The sequence below is a fragment of the Serratia sp. P2ACOL2 genome (assembly GCF_003691565.1).
GTDB lineage: Bacteria > Pseudomonadota > Gammaproteobacteria > Enterobacterales > Enterobacteriaceae > Serratia > Serratia liquefaciens.
The window spans coordinates 5,496,611-5,512,301 of the sequence record NZ_CP033162.1; the positions used below are offsets into that span (position 1 = coordinate 5,496,611).

The window sequence follows — 15,691 nt, forward strand, 5'->3', positions numbered from 1 at the left end:
GAATTCCACGCGCTCAGACGCCCCCACCGGGACGCGTTCCACCCGGCTCTCTCGCGCAATTATCCCTCCCAGCCTTCGGGCACACTGCACAGGCCGCGCAATAAAAAATACAGGCTCTGGCGGTAAAACACACATCACATCACATAATGGAGCACTAGCGATGACAAGTTCCTTGGGAAAAACAGGGATTCTGAAATTCGGTATTGGGCTGATTGCGTTGACCGTTGCGGCCAGCGTGCAAGCCAAGACTCTGGTTTACTGTTCTGAAGGTTCCCCGGAAGGGTTCAACCCGCAGTTGTTTACCTCGGGTACCACTTATGACGCCAGCTCGGTGCCGATTTACAACCGTCTGGTCGAATTCAAAATCGGCACCACCGAACTGCAGCCGGGCCTGGCTGAAAAATGGGACGTTAGCGAAGACGGCAAAGTCTACACCTTCCACCTGCGTAAAGGCGTGAAGTGGCAGAGCAGCAAAGATTTCAAACCGACCCGTGACTTCAACGCCGACGACGTGGTGTTCTCCTTCGAACGCCAGCTGGACGCGAATAATGCCTATCACAAAGTCTCCGGCGGCAGCTATGAGTACTTTGAAGGCATGGACATGCCGAAACTGATCGCCAAAATCGAGAAGGTGGACGATTCCACAGTCCGTTTCGTGCTGAACCGTCCGGAAGCCCCGTTTGTGGCTGACCTGGGTATGGACTTCGCATCCATTCTGTCTGCCGAATACGCCGACGCGATGATGAAAGCCGGTACTCCGGAAAAAGTTGACCTGAACCCCATCGGTACCGGTCCGTTCCAACTGCTGCAATACCAGAAAGACTCCAAAATCCTTTATAAGGCATTCGACGGTTTCTGGGGCACCAAGCCGAAGATCGACCGTTTAGTGTTCTCTATCACGCCAGACGCTTCAGTGCGTTACGCCAAGCTGCAGAAAAACGAATGTCAGGTGATGCCGTTCCCGAACCCGGCTGACATCGCCCGCATGAAGCAGGACAAAACCATCAACCTGATGGAACAACCGGGGCTGAACGTTGGCTACCTGTCGTTCAACGTTGAGAAAAAACCGCTGGATAACCTGAAGGTGCGTCAGGCGTTGACCCTGGCGGTCAACAAGCAGGCGATCATCGACGCGGTGTACCAGGGCGCAGGCCAGGCGGCTAAAAACCTGATCCCGCCAACCATGTGGGGCTATAACGACGCGGTGAAGGATTACACCTACGATCCGGTCAAGGCCAAAGAGCTGCTGAAAGAAGCGGGCATGGCAGACGGCTTCGCCATCGATCTGTGGGCTATGCCGGTACAGCGTCCGTACAACCCGAACGCGCGCCGCATGGCGGAAATGATCCAGTCTGACTGGGCGAAAATCGGCGTGAAAGCCAAAATCGTGACCTATGAGTGGGGTGAGTACCTCAAGCGCGCCAAAGCGGGCGAGCATCAGACGGTGATGATGGGCTGGACCGGCGACAACGGGGATCCGGACAACTTCTTCGCCACGCTGTTTAGCTGTGCGGCGGCGAAAGATGGTTCCAACTACTCTCGTTGGTGCTACAAGCCGTTTGAAGATCTGATCCAACCGGCACGCGCTGAATCGAACCACGACAAACGCATCGAACTGTACAAACAGGCTCAGGTAGTGATGCACGATCAGGCTCCGGCACTGATTGTCGCCCACTCCACCGTTTACGAGCCAGTGCGTAAAGAAGTGAAGGGCTATGTTGTGGATCCGCTTGGTAAGCATCACTTTGAGAATGTCTCTCTAGATTAATTCTGGCCGTTAAGCCGGCGACATACGAATGGACTTGGCAGGGGCGCAACAGGTTGCGCTTCTGCTGACCAGTCTCCGGCGTATGGCATCAGGATTGTTCAAAGTGTGTGAGCTTTAATAAGCCTGGCGGACGATGAGCTGCCGGGCACTTTATACAGAGAGTTCGGGATATGTTGCAGTTCATACTCCGACGTTTGGGGTTAGTTATCCCAACGTTTATCGGCATAACTTTGCTGACTTTTGCATTCGTCCATATGATCCCCGGTGACCCGGTGACCATCATGGCCGGGGAACGCGGGATCTCCGCAGAACGCCATGCGCAGTTGATGGCGGAAATGGGGCTGGATAAACCGCTCTATCAACAATATTTCTCTTACGTATCCAACGTGTTGCAGGGTGATTTGGGTACGTCCCTCAAAAGCCGCATCTCCGTTTGGGATGAGTTTGTTCCACGCTTCAAGGCCACGCTGGAATTAGGGTTCTGCGCGATGATTTTTGCCGTGCTGGTGGGTATCCCGGTCGGGGTGCTGGCGGCAGTCAGGCGAGGCTCAATATTCGATCATACCGCGGTGGGCATCTCGCTGACCGGCTACTCGATGCCGATTTTCTGGTGGGGCATGATGCTGATCATGCTGGTCTCGGTGCAGCTAAACCTGACGCCGGTATCGGGGCGGGTCAGCGACACGGTGTTCCTCGACGATACCTTGCCGTTAACCGGTTTTATGCTGATTGATACCCTGATTTGGGGCGAACCGGGCGACTTCGCTGATGCCGTGATGCATATGATCCTGCCTGCTATCGTACTCGGCACCATTCCGCTGGCGGTGATCGTGCGTATGACGCGCTCCTCAATGCTGGAAGTGTTGGGCGAAGATTACATCCGTACCGCGCGCGCCAAAGGCGTGAGCCGCATGCGGGTGATCGTGGTGCATGCTTTGCGCAATGCCTTGCTGCCGGTGGTAACGGTGATTGGCCTGCAGGTCGGCACCATGCTGGCCGGTGCCATCCTGACCGAAACCATCTTCTCCTGGCCGGGCCTGGGGCGCTGGCTGATGGATGCGTTGCAGCGTCGCGACTATCCGGTTGTTCAGGGCGGCGTATTGCTGGTCGCCTGTATGATTATTCTGGTTAACCTGCTGGTAGACGTGCTCTACGGCGTGGTCAACCCGCGTATTCGCCACAAGAAATAAGGGGCGCTCTAATGTCTCAAGTCACTGAGTCTGTAGTTAAAGGTGCGCCGAAGCCCATGACCCCGTTTCAGGAGTTCTGGCACTATTTCAAGCGCAATAAAGGGGCCGTTGTCGGCCTGGTTTATATCATTGTGATGTTCGTTATCGCCATCGGTGCCGGGGTGCTGGCACCGCATGCGCCGGCGGATCAGTTCCGCGACGCGCTGCTCAAACCGCCGGTCTGGCAGGAAGGCGGCAGCTGGCAATATATCCTCGGTACTGACGATGTGGGCCGTGATGTACTGTCGCGCCTGATGTACGGCGCGCGGCTGTCGCTGTTGGTCGGCTGTCTGGTGGTGGTGCTTTCGCTGATCATGGGCGTGGTGCTGGGCCTGTTGGCGGGCTATTTCGGCGGCGTAGTGGATGCGATCATCATGCGTATCGTCGACATCATGTTGGCGTTGCCGAGTTTGCTGCTGGCGTTGGTGCTGGTGGCCATTTTCGGCCCCTCCATCGTCAACGCTTCGCTGGCGTTAACCTTCGTCGCCTTGCCGCACTACGTGCGACTGACGCGCGCGGCGGTCTTGGTGGAAGTAAACCGCGATTATGTCACCGCTTCACGCGTGGCGGGCGCTGGTGCGCTGCGCCAAATGTTTATCAACATCTTGCCAAACTGCCTGGCGCCGCTGATCGTCCAGGCTTCTCTTGGCTTCTCGAACGCCATTCTGGATATGGCCGCTCTCGGCTTCCTGGGCATGGGTGCGCAACCGCCAACGCCGGAGTGGGGCACCATGCTCTCCGACGTACTGCAGTTCGCTCAAAGCGCCTGGTGGGTCGTGACCTTCCCCGGCGTGGCGATTCTGCTGACGGTGCTTGCATTTAACCTGATGGGGGACGGCTTGCGTGACGCTCTCGACCCCAAACTCAAGCAGTAACAGAGGACGAGAGAGATGGCGTTATTAAATGTAGACAAGCTTTCGGTGCACTTCGGTGACGAAGGCACTCCCTTCCGCGCGGTAGACCGCATCAGTTACAGCGTGGAGCAGGGCCAGGTGGTGGGCATTGTCGGCGAATCCGGCTCCGGCAAGTCCGTCAGCTCGCTGGCGATTATGGGGCTGATCGACTTCCCCGGTAAGGTGATGGCCGAAAAACTGGAGTTTAACGGCCAGGATCTGCGCAAAATTTCCGAAAAAGAACGTCGCCAACTGGTAGGCTCGGAAGTGGCGATGATTTTCCAGGATCCGATGACCAGCCTGAACCCGTGCTACACCGTCGGCTTCCAGATCATGGAGGCGTTGAAGGTGCACCAGGGCGGCAACCGCCGCACTCGTCGTCAACGGGCTGTCGATTTGCTGACCCAGGTAGGTATCCCCGACCCGGCTTCGCGTCTCGACGTGTATCCGCACCAGCTTTCCGGTGGGATGAGCCAGCGCGTGATGATCGCCATGGCGATTGCCTGCCGACCAAAGCTGCTGATTGCCGATGAACCGACCACCGCGCTCGACGTGACCATTCAGGCGCAAATTATCGAACTGCTGCTGGAACTGCAGCAACGCGAAAATATGGCCTTATTGCTGATCACTCACGATCTGGCGCTGGTGTCCGAGGCGGCGCATCACATCATCGTGATGTATGCCGGGCAGGTGGTGGAGTCCGGTAAGGCATCGGAAATCTTCCGCGCACCGCGTCACCCTTATACTCAGGCGCTGCTGCGCGCGTTGCCGGAATTCGCCGCCGATAAAGCGCGCCTGGCTTCGCTGCCTGGTGTGGTACCGGGCAAATATGACCGCCCAAGCGGCTGTTTGCTCAATCCACGCTGCCCGTACGCCAATGAGCGTTGCCGTACTGAAGAGCCGGAACTGCGCAGCATTCCCGGCCGTCAGGTTAAATGTCACACACCGCTGGATGATGCGGGGAGGCCGACCGTATGAGCCAGAACCAACCCTTATTGCAGGCGATTGACCTGAAGAAACACTACCCGGTCAAGAAGGGGCTATTTGCCCCGGAGCGGCTGGTCAAAGCGCTGGATGGCGTTTCCTTTACGCTTGAGCGTGGCAAAACGCTGGCGGTGGTGGGCGAGTCCGGCTGCGGTAAATCCACGCTGGGTCGCCTGCTGACGATGATTGAAGTGCCGACCGGCGGTGAGCTGTACTATCAGGGGCAGGATTTGCTGAAGCCGGATGTCACTGCCGAGAAACTTCGACGACAAAAGATCCAGATCGTGTTCCAGAATCCTTATGGATCGCTCAACCCACGCAAGAAGGTCGGGCAGATCCTTGAGGAGCCATTGCAGATCAATACCGCGTTAAGCAGCGCAGAACGCCGTGAGAAAGCGCTGGAGATGATGGCCAAGGTCGGATTGAAAACCGAGCATTACGATCGTTATCCCCATATGTTCTCCGGCGGGCAGCGGCAGCGTATCGCTATTGCACGCGGGTTGATGCTTAACCCGGACGTGGTGATTGCCGATGAGCCGGTTTCCGCGCTGGACGTGTCCGTGCGGGCGCAGGTGTTGAACCTGATGATGGATTTGCAGCAGGATCTGGGGCTGTCTTACGTGTTTATCTCCCATGATTTGTCGGTGGTGGAGCACATTGCCGACGAAGTGATGGTGATGTATCTCGGCCGCTGCGTGGAGAAGGGCAGTAAAGACGCCATCTTCAACAACCCGCGTCATCCGTATACCCAGGCGTTGCTGTCCGCGACGCCGCGCCTGAATCCGGATATGCGTCGCGAGCGCATCAAGCTCACCGGCGAACTGCCCAGCCCGATGAACCCGCCGCCAGGCTGTGCATTCAATGCTCGCTGCCGCCGTGCTTTCGGGCCTTGTACCCAACTGCAACCGCAGTTAAAGCAATACGGCGAGCAGATGGTGGCCTGCTTTGCGGTCGATCAGGATGAAAATTCTGCGGCATAACTTTGTTATCCATGACAATTAACTATAAATGCCGGCCTTTACGCCGGCATTTTTTTGCTTTTAATTATGAGCGTATTAATTAGTTTATTGAGTGGATTTTTTATTTATATTAATGGCGCTTATTTTTCTTAACGAAATCCTGACGAAATAAGCTGAATTAGGAATCTTCGCAAGCCAGTGATAATTAATATCCTGGCTTTTTCTGCCCGGACTATTTCGCCGTTTGGGAATGGAATTACCAAAGCTAATGTTAAGGATTACTGCGCCGTGGCAGATTGATGCCTCTAAAAAAACACGCCCGAAGGCGTGCTCCTGAGTCATCACGTAATGCAATTACTGGGGATAAGGTACCCAATCGCCGCCGTTTAGCCGGATGTAAGGCTTGCCCTGGTATTGCATCACGATGGCGTTGTCATTCTCGGAAATGACCGCCGTCTGCGGCAGGTTCTGCGTCAGCGCCTGCCAGTCTACGCTCGGTGCGGTGAAGGCCTTGCCGTCTACCAAACGAGAAACCAGCTCGGAAAGCGCCAGGTAGCTGCTTGGCGTTTTGACCTGCAGCGGGCTGCCCTGATGCGGCGCTTTCATACCAACCAGTTTGATACCTACCGGCGTATGGGTAATGTTCGGGCTTGGGATATCGCGCAGGCCGGACATCTGCATTTTGTCTCCCACCAGTGCCGCGCCGTGTTCCGGCACGATCACCACCATCACCTTGCGGCCAGACTTCTCCAATTGATCCAGGAAGGTGTTCAACTGGTCGAACAATTTCTGCGCCCGGGGTTGATAGTCCGCGCTCTTGTTCGAACCGACGAAACGGTTACCGTCATGCAGTGGAATGATATTGAAGAAGGTGGCGCTGCGGGTCTCACCGGCTTTCTGCTGCTGATCCAGCCAGCGGGTGAGCAGTTCCAAATCGTTGTATATCGGTTCGCCATCGAACGAGGCCAGCTCATTGCCGATCCCGGCCTGAGACATCAGCGGTGCCTGCATATCACCCTGTTCGCGCAGCTCTTTCAGGAAGTTGCCGAACACGCCGGAGTGATCCAGCATCAGCTGCTCTTTGAAGCCCAGCTTGGCAAGATTATCAAACAGATAGCATTGCTGATTGACCGGCTGATACAAATCGTGATGCGAAGGCTGACCACAGCTGGCGCGCAACAACCTGATTGCCGCCGGGCCGCTGTAGGCGGTGGCCGAATTGAAGTTGTCGAACATAATGTCCATCTTCGACCACAGCGGATGGTTTTCCAGTTTTACCGCGTCCATGTCGGCCCAGGCCAACGAACAGATGTTGATCACCAGCAGGTCAAACGGCTGAGCATCGGCAGGCAGGCTGGCCGGGAAGGCGGTTGCGCGGGTTTTTTCCTTGTCGTAGAACTGATTCAGATAGGCCGTCAGGTTGGCGCTGGTTGGCGGCGCACTGTCCGCCGGTGCGCTGTCGCCCCCGGCAGCCGGCGGCGTCGTTGCCGGGGTGCTACTGGTAGAAGCGTTGGTACTGGCCGGTAACAGGGAGACGGCCGGCCCGGCAATGTTGACCAGGTTCAACCACACCAGTGCGGCAACGGTGAACACGGTAACCCGTACCCATTGAGCCAGGAACAGGTAGGCAATCAGCATCACGAAGGCCGCGCCGATCATCTGCCAATTGATAAAGCGATTTATCAGCTCCAGCAGATATTGGGCGCTAAAGCCGGTCAATTGCGAACCCTGGCTCATGATGCTGTTGATGCCGGGCAACCAGGTGTCGTGATAGAACAATGCAATCCCAATCGGGATCGCCACGTAATGACGCCAGCGGTGCAGACGCATCGCCGGTATCGGCATCAACAGAAATGCCATGAACACCAGGTTGGGCAAGGCGTGGAAGTTCAGGTAACCGAACCACAGCAGGGCAAATTTGGCCAGGAAGTAGTAGTTCCAGCCACCCAGCCCACGCCAGTAGCGCCACAGGGAGTTGTCGGATTGCGGGTTGTTTGTTGGCTTCATGGCTGTTTCTTACGCTTAATCTGAGATGAAGAACCTTCGCGCACCCATAATCCGATGGATTTTAAATAGCGCGGTGATAACAACAGGTTTTGCCAGTACTGACGCCAGTGCGGGAAACGCCGGTGAAAGGCGTAACCCAGCGGGATGAAAATAATGGCGCACAGAATAATCAGTTGCACAATGTCGTTAAGATTCAACATGCTTATTCTCCTGCACACCGGTAGTCAGCGTGAAAGCCACCGGTTGACGGCGCTCCTGCGGGCGGTCAGCCTCGGCGGCGGCCTGGCGCGGTGTGGCCTGTACGGTCGCTGCAGGCAACGGAATATTGGCGTTGTGCGCCAGCCGTTTAATTTCAGAAATAATATCTACGTCCTGGTGCCACACCACCCGGTTACTGAAGGCTTCATCTACCGGCAGACGAAAAATAAACTTCAGAGCGGTATCCAAATCGTTAATCCGGCAGGTGGAGAGAAACAGGACCAGTCGGCCTTGCACCACGGTCATTACGTCGCCGAAGCGCCGTAGAAAACACAGGGTCATCGCCTGTTCGGCGCGCAACCCGGGCACCGGGCGCAGCGCTACCATCACACCTTTACCGTCTTCCGGCAGCAGCGTGTTGCCCATCAGCGAAATCACCGCCTGACTAAAATCGTCCGGCCGCATATAACCTTTCAGTTGCAGCGGGCGCAGCCCGGCCAGCAGGGCATCAATATCTGCCGGAACGTGGCGCGAGAAGCGTTGCCCCTGGATACCCTCAAGCATGGTTAAAAAGCGCGATAACGGTGCCACGTGCGGCACAATCAGATTGGCGCCGCAGGCCAACAGCAAGCGCTCGTCGCTGTAACGCAGGCTGGCGCTCATCTCGCGTACCACGATTTTCAGTCCGTTGCCGCGCTGACGGCGCAGGCTGTGGATTTGATGTGCCAGCGCATCAATTTCATCACTTTGGTACAGGGCGAAGATCAACGTAGCCGAAAGCGTCAACATGCCGTGCTGCGCCAGTTGCGCATTGGTTTGCAGCAGTTGCCAGTTGGCCGATAGCGGCGGCGCGCCTTCAAGAATGCTCTGCTGGGCCAGGTAGCGCCCTTCATCGCTGCGGATGGAGGTCGGAGAAGGTTTATTGCTGTCGTCGTCACCCTGCCAGCCGTGTTCACCGGCATACAGCGTCAGCAATTGGTTGGCGTTGATGCCGTTTTCGGTGCTCCACCAGTTAACCAGATACTGTGCACTGTCCTGCTGCCACTGCAGGCTGGCCAGCCCGTTAAGGATGCGGTGTTGAGTGCTGAGTTGCCCTTTGAGTTTATTCACGCCGCCGCCGTGGCTGAGGATCAGCAGCGTGCAGCCTTGTCGGCGCAGCCAGGCGCCGGTGGCGCGGGTCCAGTCACCCAACTCTTCGCGGGTGAAGGTCTGCCATAAGCTGGCATGGGCCAACAGAATCAATAGGCGATTTTGCGGTTTTAGGGCGCGCATCAGGTCGTCGCTAAAGTGCATCAGTGCCGCTTTTTTCTCGGGTAGCTGGTACAGCGGGATTTTTTTCAATGCGGGGGAGACAAGTGCCGCCAGCAACCCGTCAGGTTTTTCTCCGCTGCATATCAACGCGACCTGGCTGGTTGCAGCCTGGGCAGCCAAGGTTTGCTGGCAGAGCAGGTTGGCATCGGTTTGACGGTCGACATTCACCCAATACAGCCCCGGGGCTTGCATGACAGACAGTTCTTCCCAAATCTGCCGAACACCTAATGAGAAAGATTGCGCCATAGGATATTTTTCTACTTTCGTTGAAAGTGTCGTCGCGGCCAACTGAGTATAGCTATTCGGCCATCCTGTCATTGGGAACAATAATAAAAAAATTAAAACCAGCCATGTACTAATATTTGTTGAGAATCATCTTATTGGCCATGTCTTTTTTTTAGCGTTGCTATAGTAATTAACATTAGCCTATTTTTTTGAGGCGGCAGAATGAATGATCAATTAACGCGCTTTCACGCAGTGGTGCCATCGGAAACTCAGGACGATTTGCTGGCGCTTAGTCAGGCATTTTCGCTGCCAAAATTAAGCTATGTCGATATCGCACGTCAGGAGCGGTTAACGCAAATGATGGCCAACTGGCCGCTGCTGGCCGAATTAGCGCAGACCACGGGGAGCCGTTAGTTTATGCCAGTGATTGCTCTGCAGGGGTTGCGAGGCGGGATGGGGGCGACGTCGGTCACCGCGGCGCTCGCGTGGGCATTACAGCAACTGGGCGAGTCGGTATTGGCGATTGATTTTGCGCCGGATAACCTGCTGCGTCTGCATTTTAATATGCCATTCGAGCTGGCACGGGGTTGGGCCCGGGCCGAGCAGGACGGCGGCGATTGGCAACAGGGCGCGATGCGCTATTGTGAAAACCTCGACTTTCTCCCCTTTGGCCAGCTCACCCTGGCGGAACGGGTGAATGTACAGCAATCTTGTCGGCAGCAGCCCGCCCGCTGGCAGGACAATCTGGCGCAGCTAAACGCCTCGGCGCAGTACAACTGGATCCTGTTGGATCTGCCGGCGGATGATGAAGCACTGGCTCAGCAGGCGCTGGCGGTGGCAGATTGCGTCTTTACCCTGATTGCTCCGGACGCAAACTGCCAGGTGCGGCTGCATCAGCAAGCGCTGCCGCAAGGCTGCCGTTTCCTGATTAACCACTATTTCGCCGCCAGCCGACTCCAGCAGGATTTACACCAACTGTGGCTGCAAACGCTGGGGGGATTGTTGCCGGTGGTTATCCACCGCGATGAGGCGATGGCCGAAGCCCTGGCGGTGAAACAGCCTTTGGGGGAATATCGGCCGGAAAGCCTGGCTGCGGATGAAGTGCTGACGCTGGCTAACTGGTGTCTGATTAACCTGAAGGGGACGCCGACATGAGCCGGGTGATGAACTTGCTGCTGGTGCCGCCGGTCCATCAGGCGGTGCAGACGCGTTACCGTAACTACCGACGGCACGGTTCGTCGGCGTTTACCGCCTTTTTCACCACGCTGCTGGTGGCACTGGGCTGGATTTTCCTGCGTTTCGAATCCCCCGGCTGGCAACGGTTGCGGGCTGCGCGCAGCTATTGGTTCCCCCATCTATCCTCCAGCCGTCCGCGGCCGGCGGACGCGCTGCGCTATCTGGTGCAAGGGTTGTGGCTGCTGGTGTTCCGCACCGATCGTGCACCTGTAACCCATCATCGTTTCGCCGGCTGGCGGCGGTTGCAATTGCGCTACGCCCAATGGCTGCAAACCCTGCCACAGCGGCTGGAAAATGCCGGGCTGGAGCAGCGTTCGGTCGAGCGCCTAGGCCTGATGAGCCAGCGCATGCGCCGTCTGCTGTTTATTATTGTCGGCGTATTGGCGGCAATCCTCGCCATACTCTGTATTTCTCAACCGTTCGATCTGCCGGCGCAGTTTGTGTTTGTGGTGCTGCTGTGGGCCATTGCCATGGTGGTGCGCCGGGTACCGGGCCGTCTGCCGGGACTGATGCTGATCGTGCTGTCGCTGACCGTTTCCTGCCGCTACCTGTGGTGGCGCTATACCGCCACCTTGAACTGGGACGATCCGCTCAGCCTGACCTGCGGCCTGCTGCTGCTGATAGCGGAAACCTATGCCTGGGTGGTGCTGGTGTTGGGGTATTTCCAGACCGTCTGGCCGCTGAATCGCCAGCCGGTGCCGATGCCTGCCGACAGCGCAACCTGGCCGACGATCGATTTGCTGGTGCCGACCTACAACGAAGATCTGGGGGTGGTGAAGCCGACCATCTACGCCGCGCTTGGCATCGACTGGCCGAAAGAGAAGGTCAGTATTTACATTCTCGATGACGGTAACCGGCCAGAATTCAAAGCGTTCGCCGAAGAGGTGGGGGTTAAGTATATCGCTCGGCCGACTCATGAGCATGCCAAAGCCGGGAACATCAACAACGCGCTGAAACAGGCCACCGGCGAGTTTGTCGCGATTTTTGACTGTGACCACGTACCCACGCGCTCGTTCCTGCAACTGACCATGGGTTGGTTCTTCAAAGACAAAAAGCTGGCGATGCTGCAGACCCCGCATCACTTCTTCTCGCCGGATCCTTTTGAGCGCAACCTGGGGCGTTTTCGTCAGACGCCGAACGAAGGAACGCTGTTCTATGGCCTGGTGCAGGACGGCAACGACATGTGGGACGCGACCTTCTTCTGCGGCTCCTGCGCCATTCTGCGTCGCAGTGCGCTGGATGAAATCGGCGGTATCGCGGTGGAAACCGTCACCGAAGATGCCCATACCTCATTGCGTTTGCATCGCCGTGGACACACCTCGGCGTATATCCGTATCCCCCAGGCCGCCGGGCTGGCGACCGAGAGCCTGTCGGCGCACATTGGCCAGCGTATTCGCTGGGCACGCGGCATGGTGCAAATCTTCCGGCTGGATAACCCGCTGTTAGGCAAGGGGCTGAAGTTGGCGCAGCGGTTATGTTATGCCAACGCCATGCTGCACTTCTTGTCCGGTATTCCACGGCTGATCTTCCTGACCGCACCCTTGGCCTTTCTGTTGCTGCATGCCTACATTATTTTCGCCCCGGCGCTGGCGATCGCGCTGTATGTGTTGCCGCATATGATCCACGCCAGTCTGACCAACTCGCGTATTCAGGGGAAATACCGGCACTCTTTCTGGAGCGAGATCTACGAAACGGTATTGGCCTGGTATATCGCCCGGCCAACGACGGTGGCGCTGTTCAATCCGCACAAGGGCAAATTCAACGTCACCGCCAAAGGCGGGCTGGTGGAAGAAGAGCACGTCGACTGGGTGATCACCCGGCCCTATATGTTCCTGGTGATCCTGAATCTGGCCGGGCTGTTCTTCGGCGTTTGGCGGCTGGGTTACGGCCCGACCGATGAAGTCATGACGGTGATCATCAGCCTGGTGTGGGTGCTGTACAACATGACCATTCTCGGTGGGGCGGTGGCGGTAGCGGTAGAGGCCAAACAGGTGCGTCAGGCGCACCGGGTAGAGATCGCGATGCCGGCCGCAATCGCTCGTGCCGACGGCCATCTGTTCCCTTGTACGCTGCGCGATTATTCCGATGGAGGGGTGGGCATTGAGATGCGCGTAGCGGATGCGCTGAAAGATGGCGACAAGGTGTCGCTGCTGCTCAAACGCGGGCAGCAGGAATACAGCTTTCCGTGTGTGGTGACCCGAGCCTTCGGCAGCAAGGTGGGGATCCGTATGGTTTCCATGACCACCCGCGAACACATTGATTTTATTCAGTGCACCTTTGCCCGCGCCGATACCTGGGCGTTGTGGCAGGACGGGTTCCCTGAAGATAAACCGATCGAAAGCCTGCGCGACGTTCTGGCGCTGGGCTTCCGGGGTTACGTACGTATGGCGGATTATGCACCGCCGATGGTGCGCCGCCTGCTGGTCGGGTTCACGACGCTGATTGCGTGGGTAGTGTCATTTATCCCACACGGCGTTGGCAGAGCCCCGGCCTTCAGCCAAAAAGAGACAGTGGTATAGGCAAACCGCCCGCTCACTCGCCTGGCCCCCAGGCTATAACATTGATGATGATACGATGACGAGAAAAATAACCTGGTTTACCGCCCTGGCCTTAGGCATCAGCACCCTGTCTCAGGCTGAAACCGCCACCGCGCCGACCGGACAGCCGCCGGTGACGATACCCGCCGATGCGTCGGTCACCACCCCTATGGGATCGGCCGCGCCGGTGGATCCGAATGCGCCGGTTCGTGATGTGCAGTTGCCGTTCGCCACTATTGCTCCGCCGCCGGGGACCTTTACCCTGCGTGGTACCCGGCCGGATGGCCAGGTTGAATTCGGTGTGCGCAGCGATGAGGTGGTGTCGCAGGCGATGCTTGATCTGGAGTTTACGCCGTCACCGTCGCTGCTCCCGGTGGAATCGCACGTCAAGGTCTACCTTAATGATGAGCTGATGGGGGTGACGACCCTTGCCAAAGAGCAGCTCGGTAAACCAAATCGCATCCAAATGGCGATAGATCCTCGCTATATCACCGATTTTAACCGCGTACGGCTGGTGTTCGTTGGCCATTACCAAAACATTTGCGAAAACCCGGCCAGCACGACCTTGTGGTTGGAAGTCAGTAAATCCAGCTCGTTGAACCTGCGCTTCCAGACCTTGCCGGTGAAGAACGAACTGTCGCATTTCCCGGAGCCGTTTTTTGACAGCCGCGATAACCGCCCACTGATCTTGCCGATGGTGTTTGCCGGCCAGCCGGATATCACTCAGCAGCGCGCGGCAGGCATTTTGGCTTCGTGGTTCGGCAGCAAAGCACAGTGGCGCGGTCAGTCGTTCCCGACGCTGTACAACAAGCTGCCGGAACAGCACGCCATCGTCTTCGCCGCCAACAAGCAGCGTCCGGATTTCCTGCGGGATTATCCGGCGGTCAACGGGCCGACGGTGGAGATGATAAGCCATCCGGATAACCCGTACATCAAACTGCTGCTGGTGCAGGGGCGCGATGACAACGATTTGATCACCGCGGTGAAAGGTATCGCGCAGGGCAATATTCTGTTCCGTGGCCAAAACGTCACGGTGGACAAGGTCGAACAGCTGGCTCCGCGTCAGCCCTATGATGCGCCTAACTGGGTGCGCACCGATCGGCCGATGACCTTCGCCGAGCTGCAGCAGTACGCTGAGCAATTGCAAACCAGCGGTATCGAGCCGGGCCCCATTTCGTTGACCATGAATTTGCCGCCGGACCTGTTCCTGATCCGCAGTACCGGCATCGATATGCACCTGAAATACCGCTATACCGCCCCGCGCATTCAGGACGGTTCTCGGCTGAGCGTCAGCCTGAACAACCAGTTCGTGCAGGCTTACTCGCTGGTGCCGGAGCATGAGCAGGGGGCCCAGTTGCTGCGCTTGCCACTGACCCAGGGGCTGATCGACTCGGACAAGAACGTCAATATTCCGGCGCTGCGTCTGGGGGCGACCAACCAACTGCGTTTCGACTTTGACTACACCACGCTGCTGGCCAGCGGCGCGGAAGGGCGTTGCGAAACCTATTCCTTCACCGCTAACCATGCGGTGATCGACGGCGCATCGACCATTGATTTCTCCGGTTACCGTCACTTTATGGCGATGCCGGACCTGCGGGCCTTTGCCAATGCCGGTTTCCCTTTCAGCCGCCTGGCCGATTTGTCGCAAACGCTGGTGCTGGTAAACAAGCAGCCGCAACCGGCGCAGGTCAGCGCTTTGCTGAACGCGATGGGCATCATTGGCGCGCAAACCGGTTACCCGGCGTTGGCGATGACGCTGAGTGACGACTGGTCGCAGGCCAAGGATCGGGATGCCGATATTTTGATGATCGGCACTATTCCCCCGGAGCTGAAGGACGATAAAAAGATCAGCCTGCTGGTGGACGCCACCCAGAGCTGGGTCAAACAACCGACCCGGCAGTTGCCGCTGCCGACCATGGACGTGCTGGCAGAAGACACCAAGCCGGACAGCAAAACCACCATCAGTTCTGAAGGGGCGATGGCTGCAATTATCGGCGTGCAGTCGCCGTTTAACGCTCAGCGCAGCATTGTGGCATTGCTGGCGGACAGCGCGCGGGGTTACGACCTGTTGAACACGGCGCAGCTGGACAGCGGCAAGCGTGCCGCGGTGTTTGGTTCGGTTGCGGTGATCCGTGAATCAGGCGTGAACAGTCTGCGAGTGGGCGACGTTTATTATGTTGGCCATCTGCCATGGTGGGAGCGTATCTGGCACGCGCTGTCGACCCATCCGGTGTGGCTGGCGGTGATCGCCGTGGTGGTCGTGGTGGTGCTGGCGCTGATGTTATGGCGTGGCCTGAAGGCCTTCAGCCGCCGTCGCCTGTCACCTGAAGACCGGGACTGATTG

General features: G+C 57.5%; 12 protein-coding genes. 9 read left to right on the forward strand and 3 right to left on the reverse strand.

The genetic code is table 11. The annotated features are described in order from the left end of the window. The first annotated feature begins 160 nt into the window (after positions 1-160). The 5 genes from dppA (at position 161) to dppF (ending at position 5,854) form a co-directional block, all read left to right on the forward strand. Entirely contained in the window at positions 161-1,768 is a 1,608-nt protein-coding gene (dppA, locus tag EBA31_RS26305; RefSeq protein WP_122080540.1) for a dipeptide ABC transporter periplasmic-binding protein DppA, read from the forward strand. Between the two features lie 170 nt (positions 1,769-1,938). Continuing rightward, the gene (dppB, locus tag EBA31_RS26310) at positions 1,939-2,958 is read left to right on the forward strand and encodes a dipeptide ABC transporter permease DppB (protein ID WP_020824728.1); all 1,020 of its coding nucleotides are present in this window, start codon (positions 1,939-1,941) and stop codon (positions 2,956-2,958) included. Positions 2,959-2,969: 11 nt separating this feature from the next. Then, positions 2,970-3,872 carry a dipeptide ABC transporter permease DppC gene (dppC, locus tag EBA31_RS26315; RefSeq protein ID WP_041414095.1) on the forward strand — a complete coding sequence of 301 codons (903 nt, stop codon included), beginning with the start codon at positions 2,970-2,972 and terminating at the stop codon, positions 3,870-3,872. A gap of 15 nt (positions 3,873-3,887) precedes the next feature. Further along, entirely contained in the window at positions 3,888-4,868 is a 981-nt protein-coding gene (dppD, locus tag EBA31_RS26320) for a dipeptide ABC transporter ATP-binding protein (protein WP_020824730.1), read from the forward strand. Continuing rightward, positions 4,865-5,854: a dipeptide ABC transporter ATP-binding subunit DppF gene (dppF, locus tag EBA31_RS26325; RefSeq protein ID WP_020824731.1), complete on the forward strand. Its 990-nt coding sequence runs from the start codon at positions 4,865-4,867 to the stop codon at positions 5,852-5,854. The genes dppD and dppF overlap by 4 nt, the downstream gene beginning before the upstream one ends. A gap of 333 nt (positions 5,855-6,187) precedes the next feature. Here dppF and bcsG read toward each other — a convergent pair whose 3' ends face one another. Genes bcsG through bcsE form a run of 3 tightly spaced genes read right to left on the reverse strand, consistent with a single transcriptional unit; the run spans position 6,188 to position 9,595 of the window. Further along, positions 6,188-7,840, reverse strand: coding sequence for a cellulose biosynthesis protein BcsG (bcsG, locus tag EBA31_RS26330; protein WP_122080541.1), 1,653 nt, complete (start codon positions 7,838-7,840; stop codon positions 6,188-6,190). After that, positions 7,837-8,040 (reverse strand): cellulose biosynthesis protein BcsF, encoded by a 204-nt coding sequence (bcsF, locus tag EBA31_RS26335; RefSeq protein ID WP_020824733.1) that lies wholly within the window; start codon positions 8,038-8,040, stop codon positions 7,837-7,839. The genes bcsG and bcsF overlap by 4 nt, the downstream gene beginning before the upstream one ends. After that, on the reverse strand, positions 8,027-9,595 hold the full coding sequence (gene bcsE / locus EBA31_RS26340; RefSeq protein WP_122080542.1) for a cellulose biosynthesis protein BcsE: 1,569 nt from the start codon (positions 9,593-9,595) through the stop codon (positions 8,027-8,029). The genes bcsF and bcsE overlap by 14 nt, the downstream gene beginning before the upstream one ends. 201 nt (positions 9,596-9,796) lie before the next feature. On the opposite strand from bcsE, the gene bcsR reads away from it, so the two are divergent. From bcsR to bcsB, 4 genes are read left to right on the forward strand one after another with little or no spacing between them, the layout of a single operon-like run. Then, positions 9,797-9,988, forward strand: a complete 192-nt coding sequence (bcsR, locus tag EBA31_RS26345; protein ID WP_046374762.1) for a cellulose biosynthesis protein BcsR — start codon at positions 9,797-9,799, stop codon at positions 9,986-9,988. A 3-nt stretch (positions 9,989-9,991) separates the two neighbouring features. Then, entirely contained in the window at positions 9,992-10,729 is a 738-nt protein-coding gene (bcsQ, locus tag EBA31_RS26350; protein ID WP_122080543.1) for a cellulose biosynthesis protein BcsQ, read from the forward strand. Then, complete coding sequence (gene bcsA, locus EBA31_RS26355; protein ID WP_122080544.1) at positions 10,726-13,329, forward strand: UDP-forming cellulose synthase catalytic subunit; 2,604 nt, start codon at positions 10,726-10,728, stop codon at positions 13,327-13,329. The genes bcsQ and bcsA overlap by 4 nt, the downstream gene beginning before the upstream one ends. A 55-nt stretch (positions 13,330-13,384) precedes the next feature. Next, positions 13,385-15,688: a cellulose biosynthesis cyclic di-GMP-binding regulatory protein BcsB gene (gene bcsB / locus EBA31_RS26360; RefSeq protein ID WP_122080545.1), complete on the forward strand. Its 2,304-nt coding sequence runs from the start codon at positions 13,385-13,387 to the stop codon at positions 15,686-15,688. The last annotated feature ends 3 nt before the right edge of the window (positions 15,689-15,691 follow it).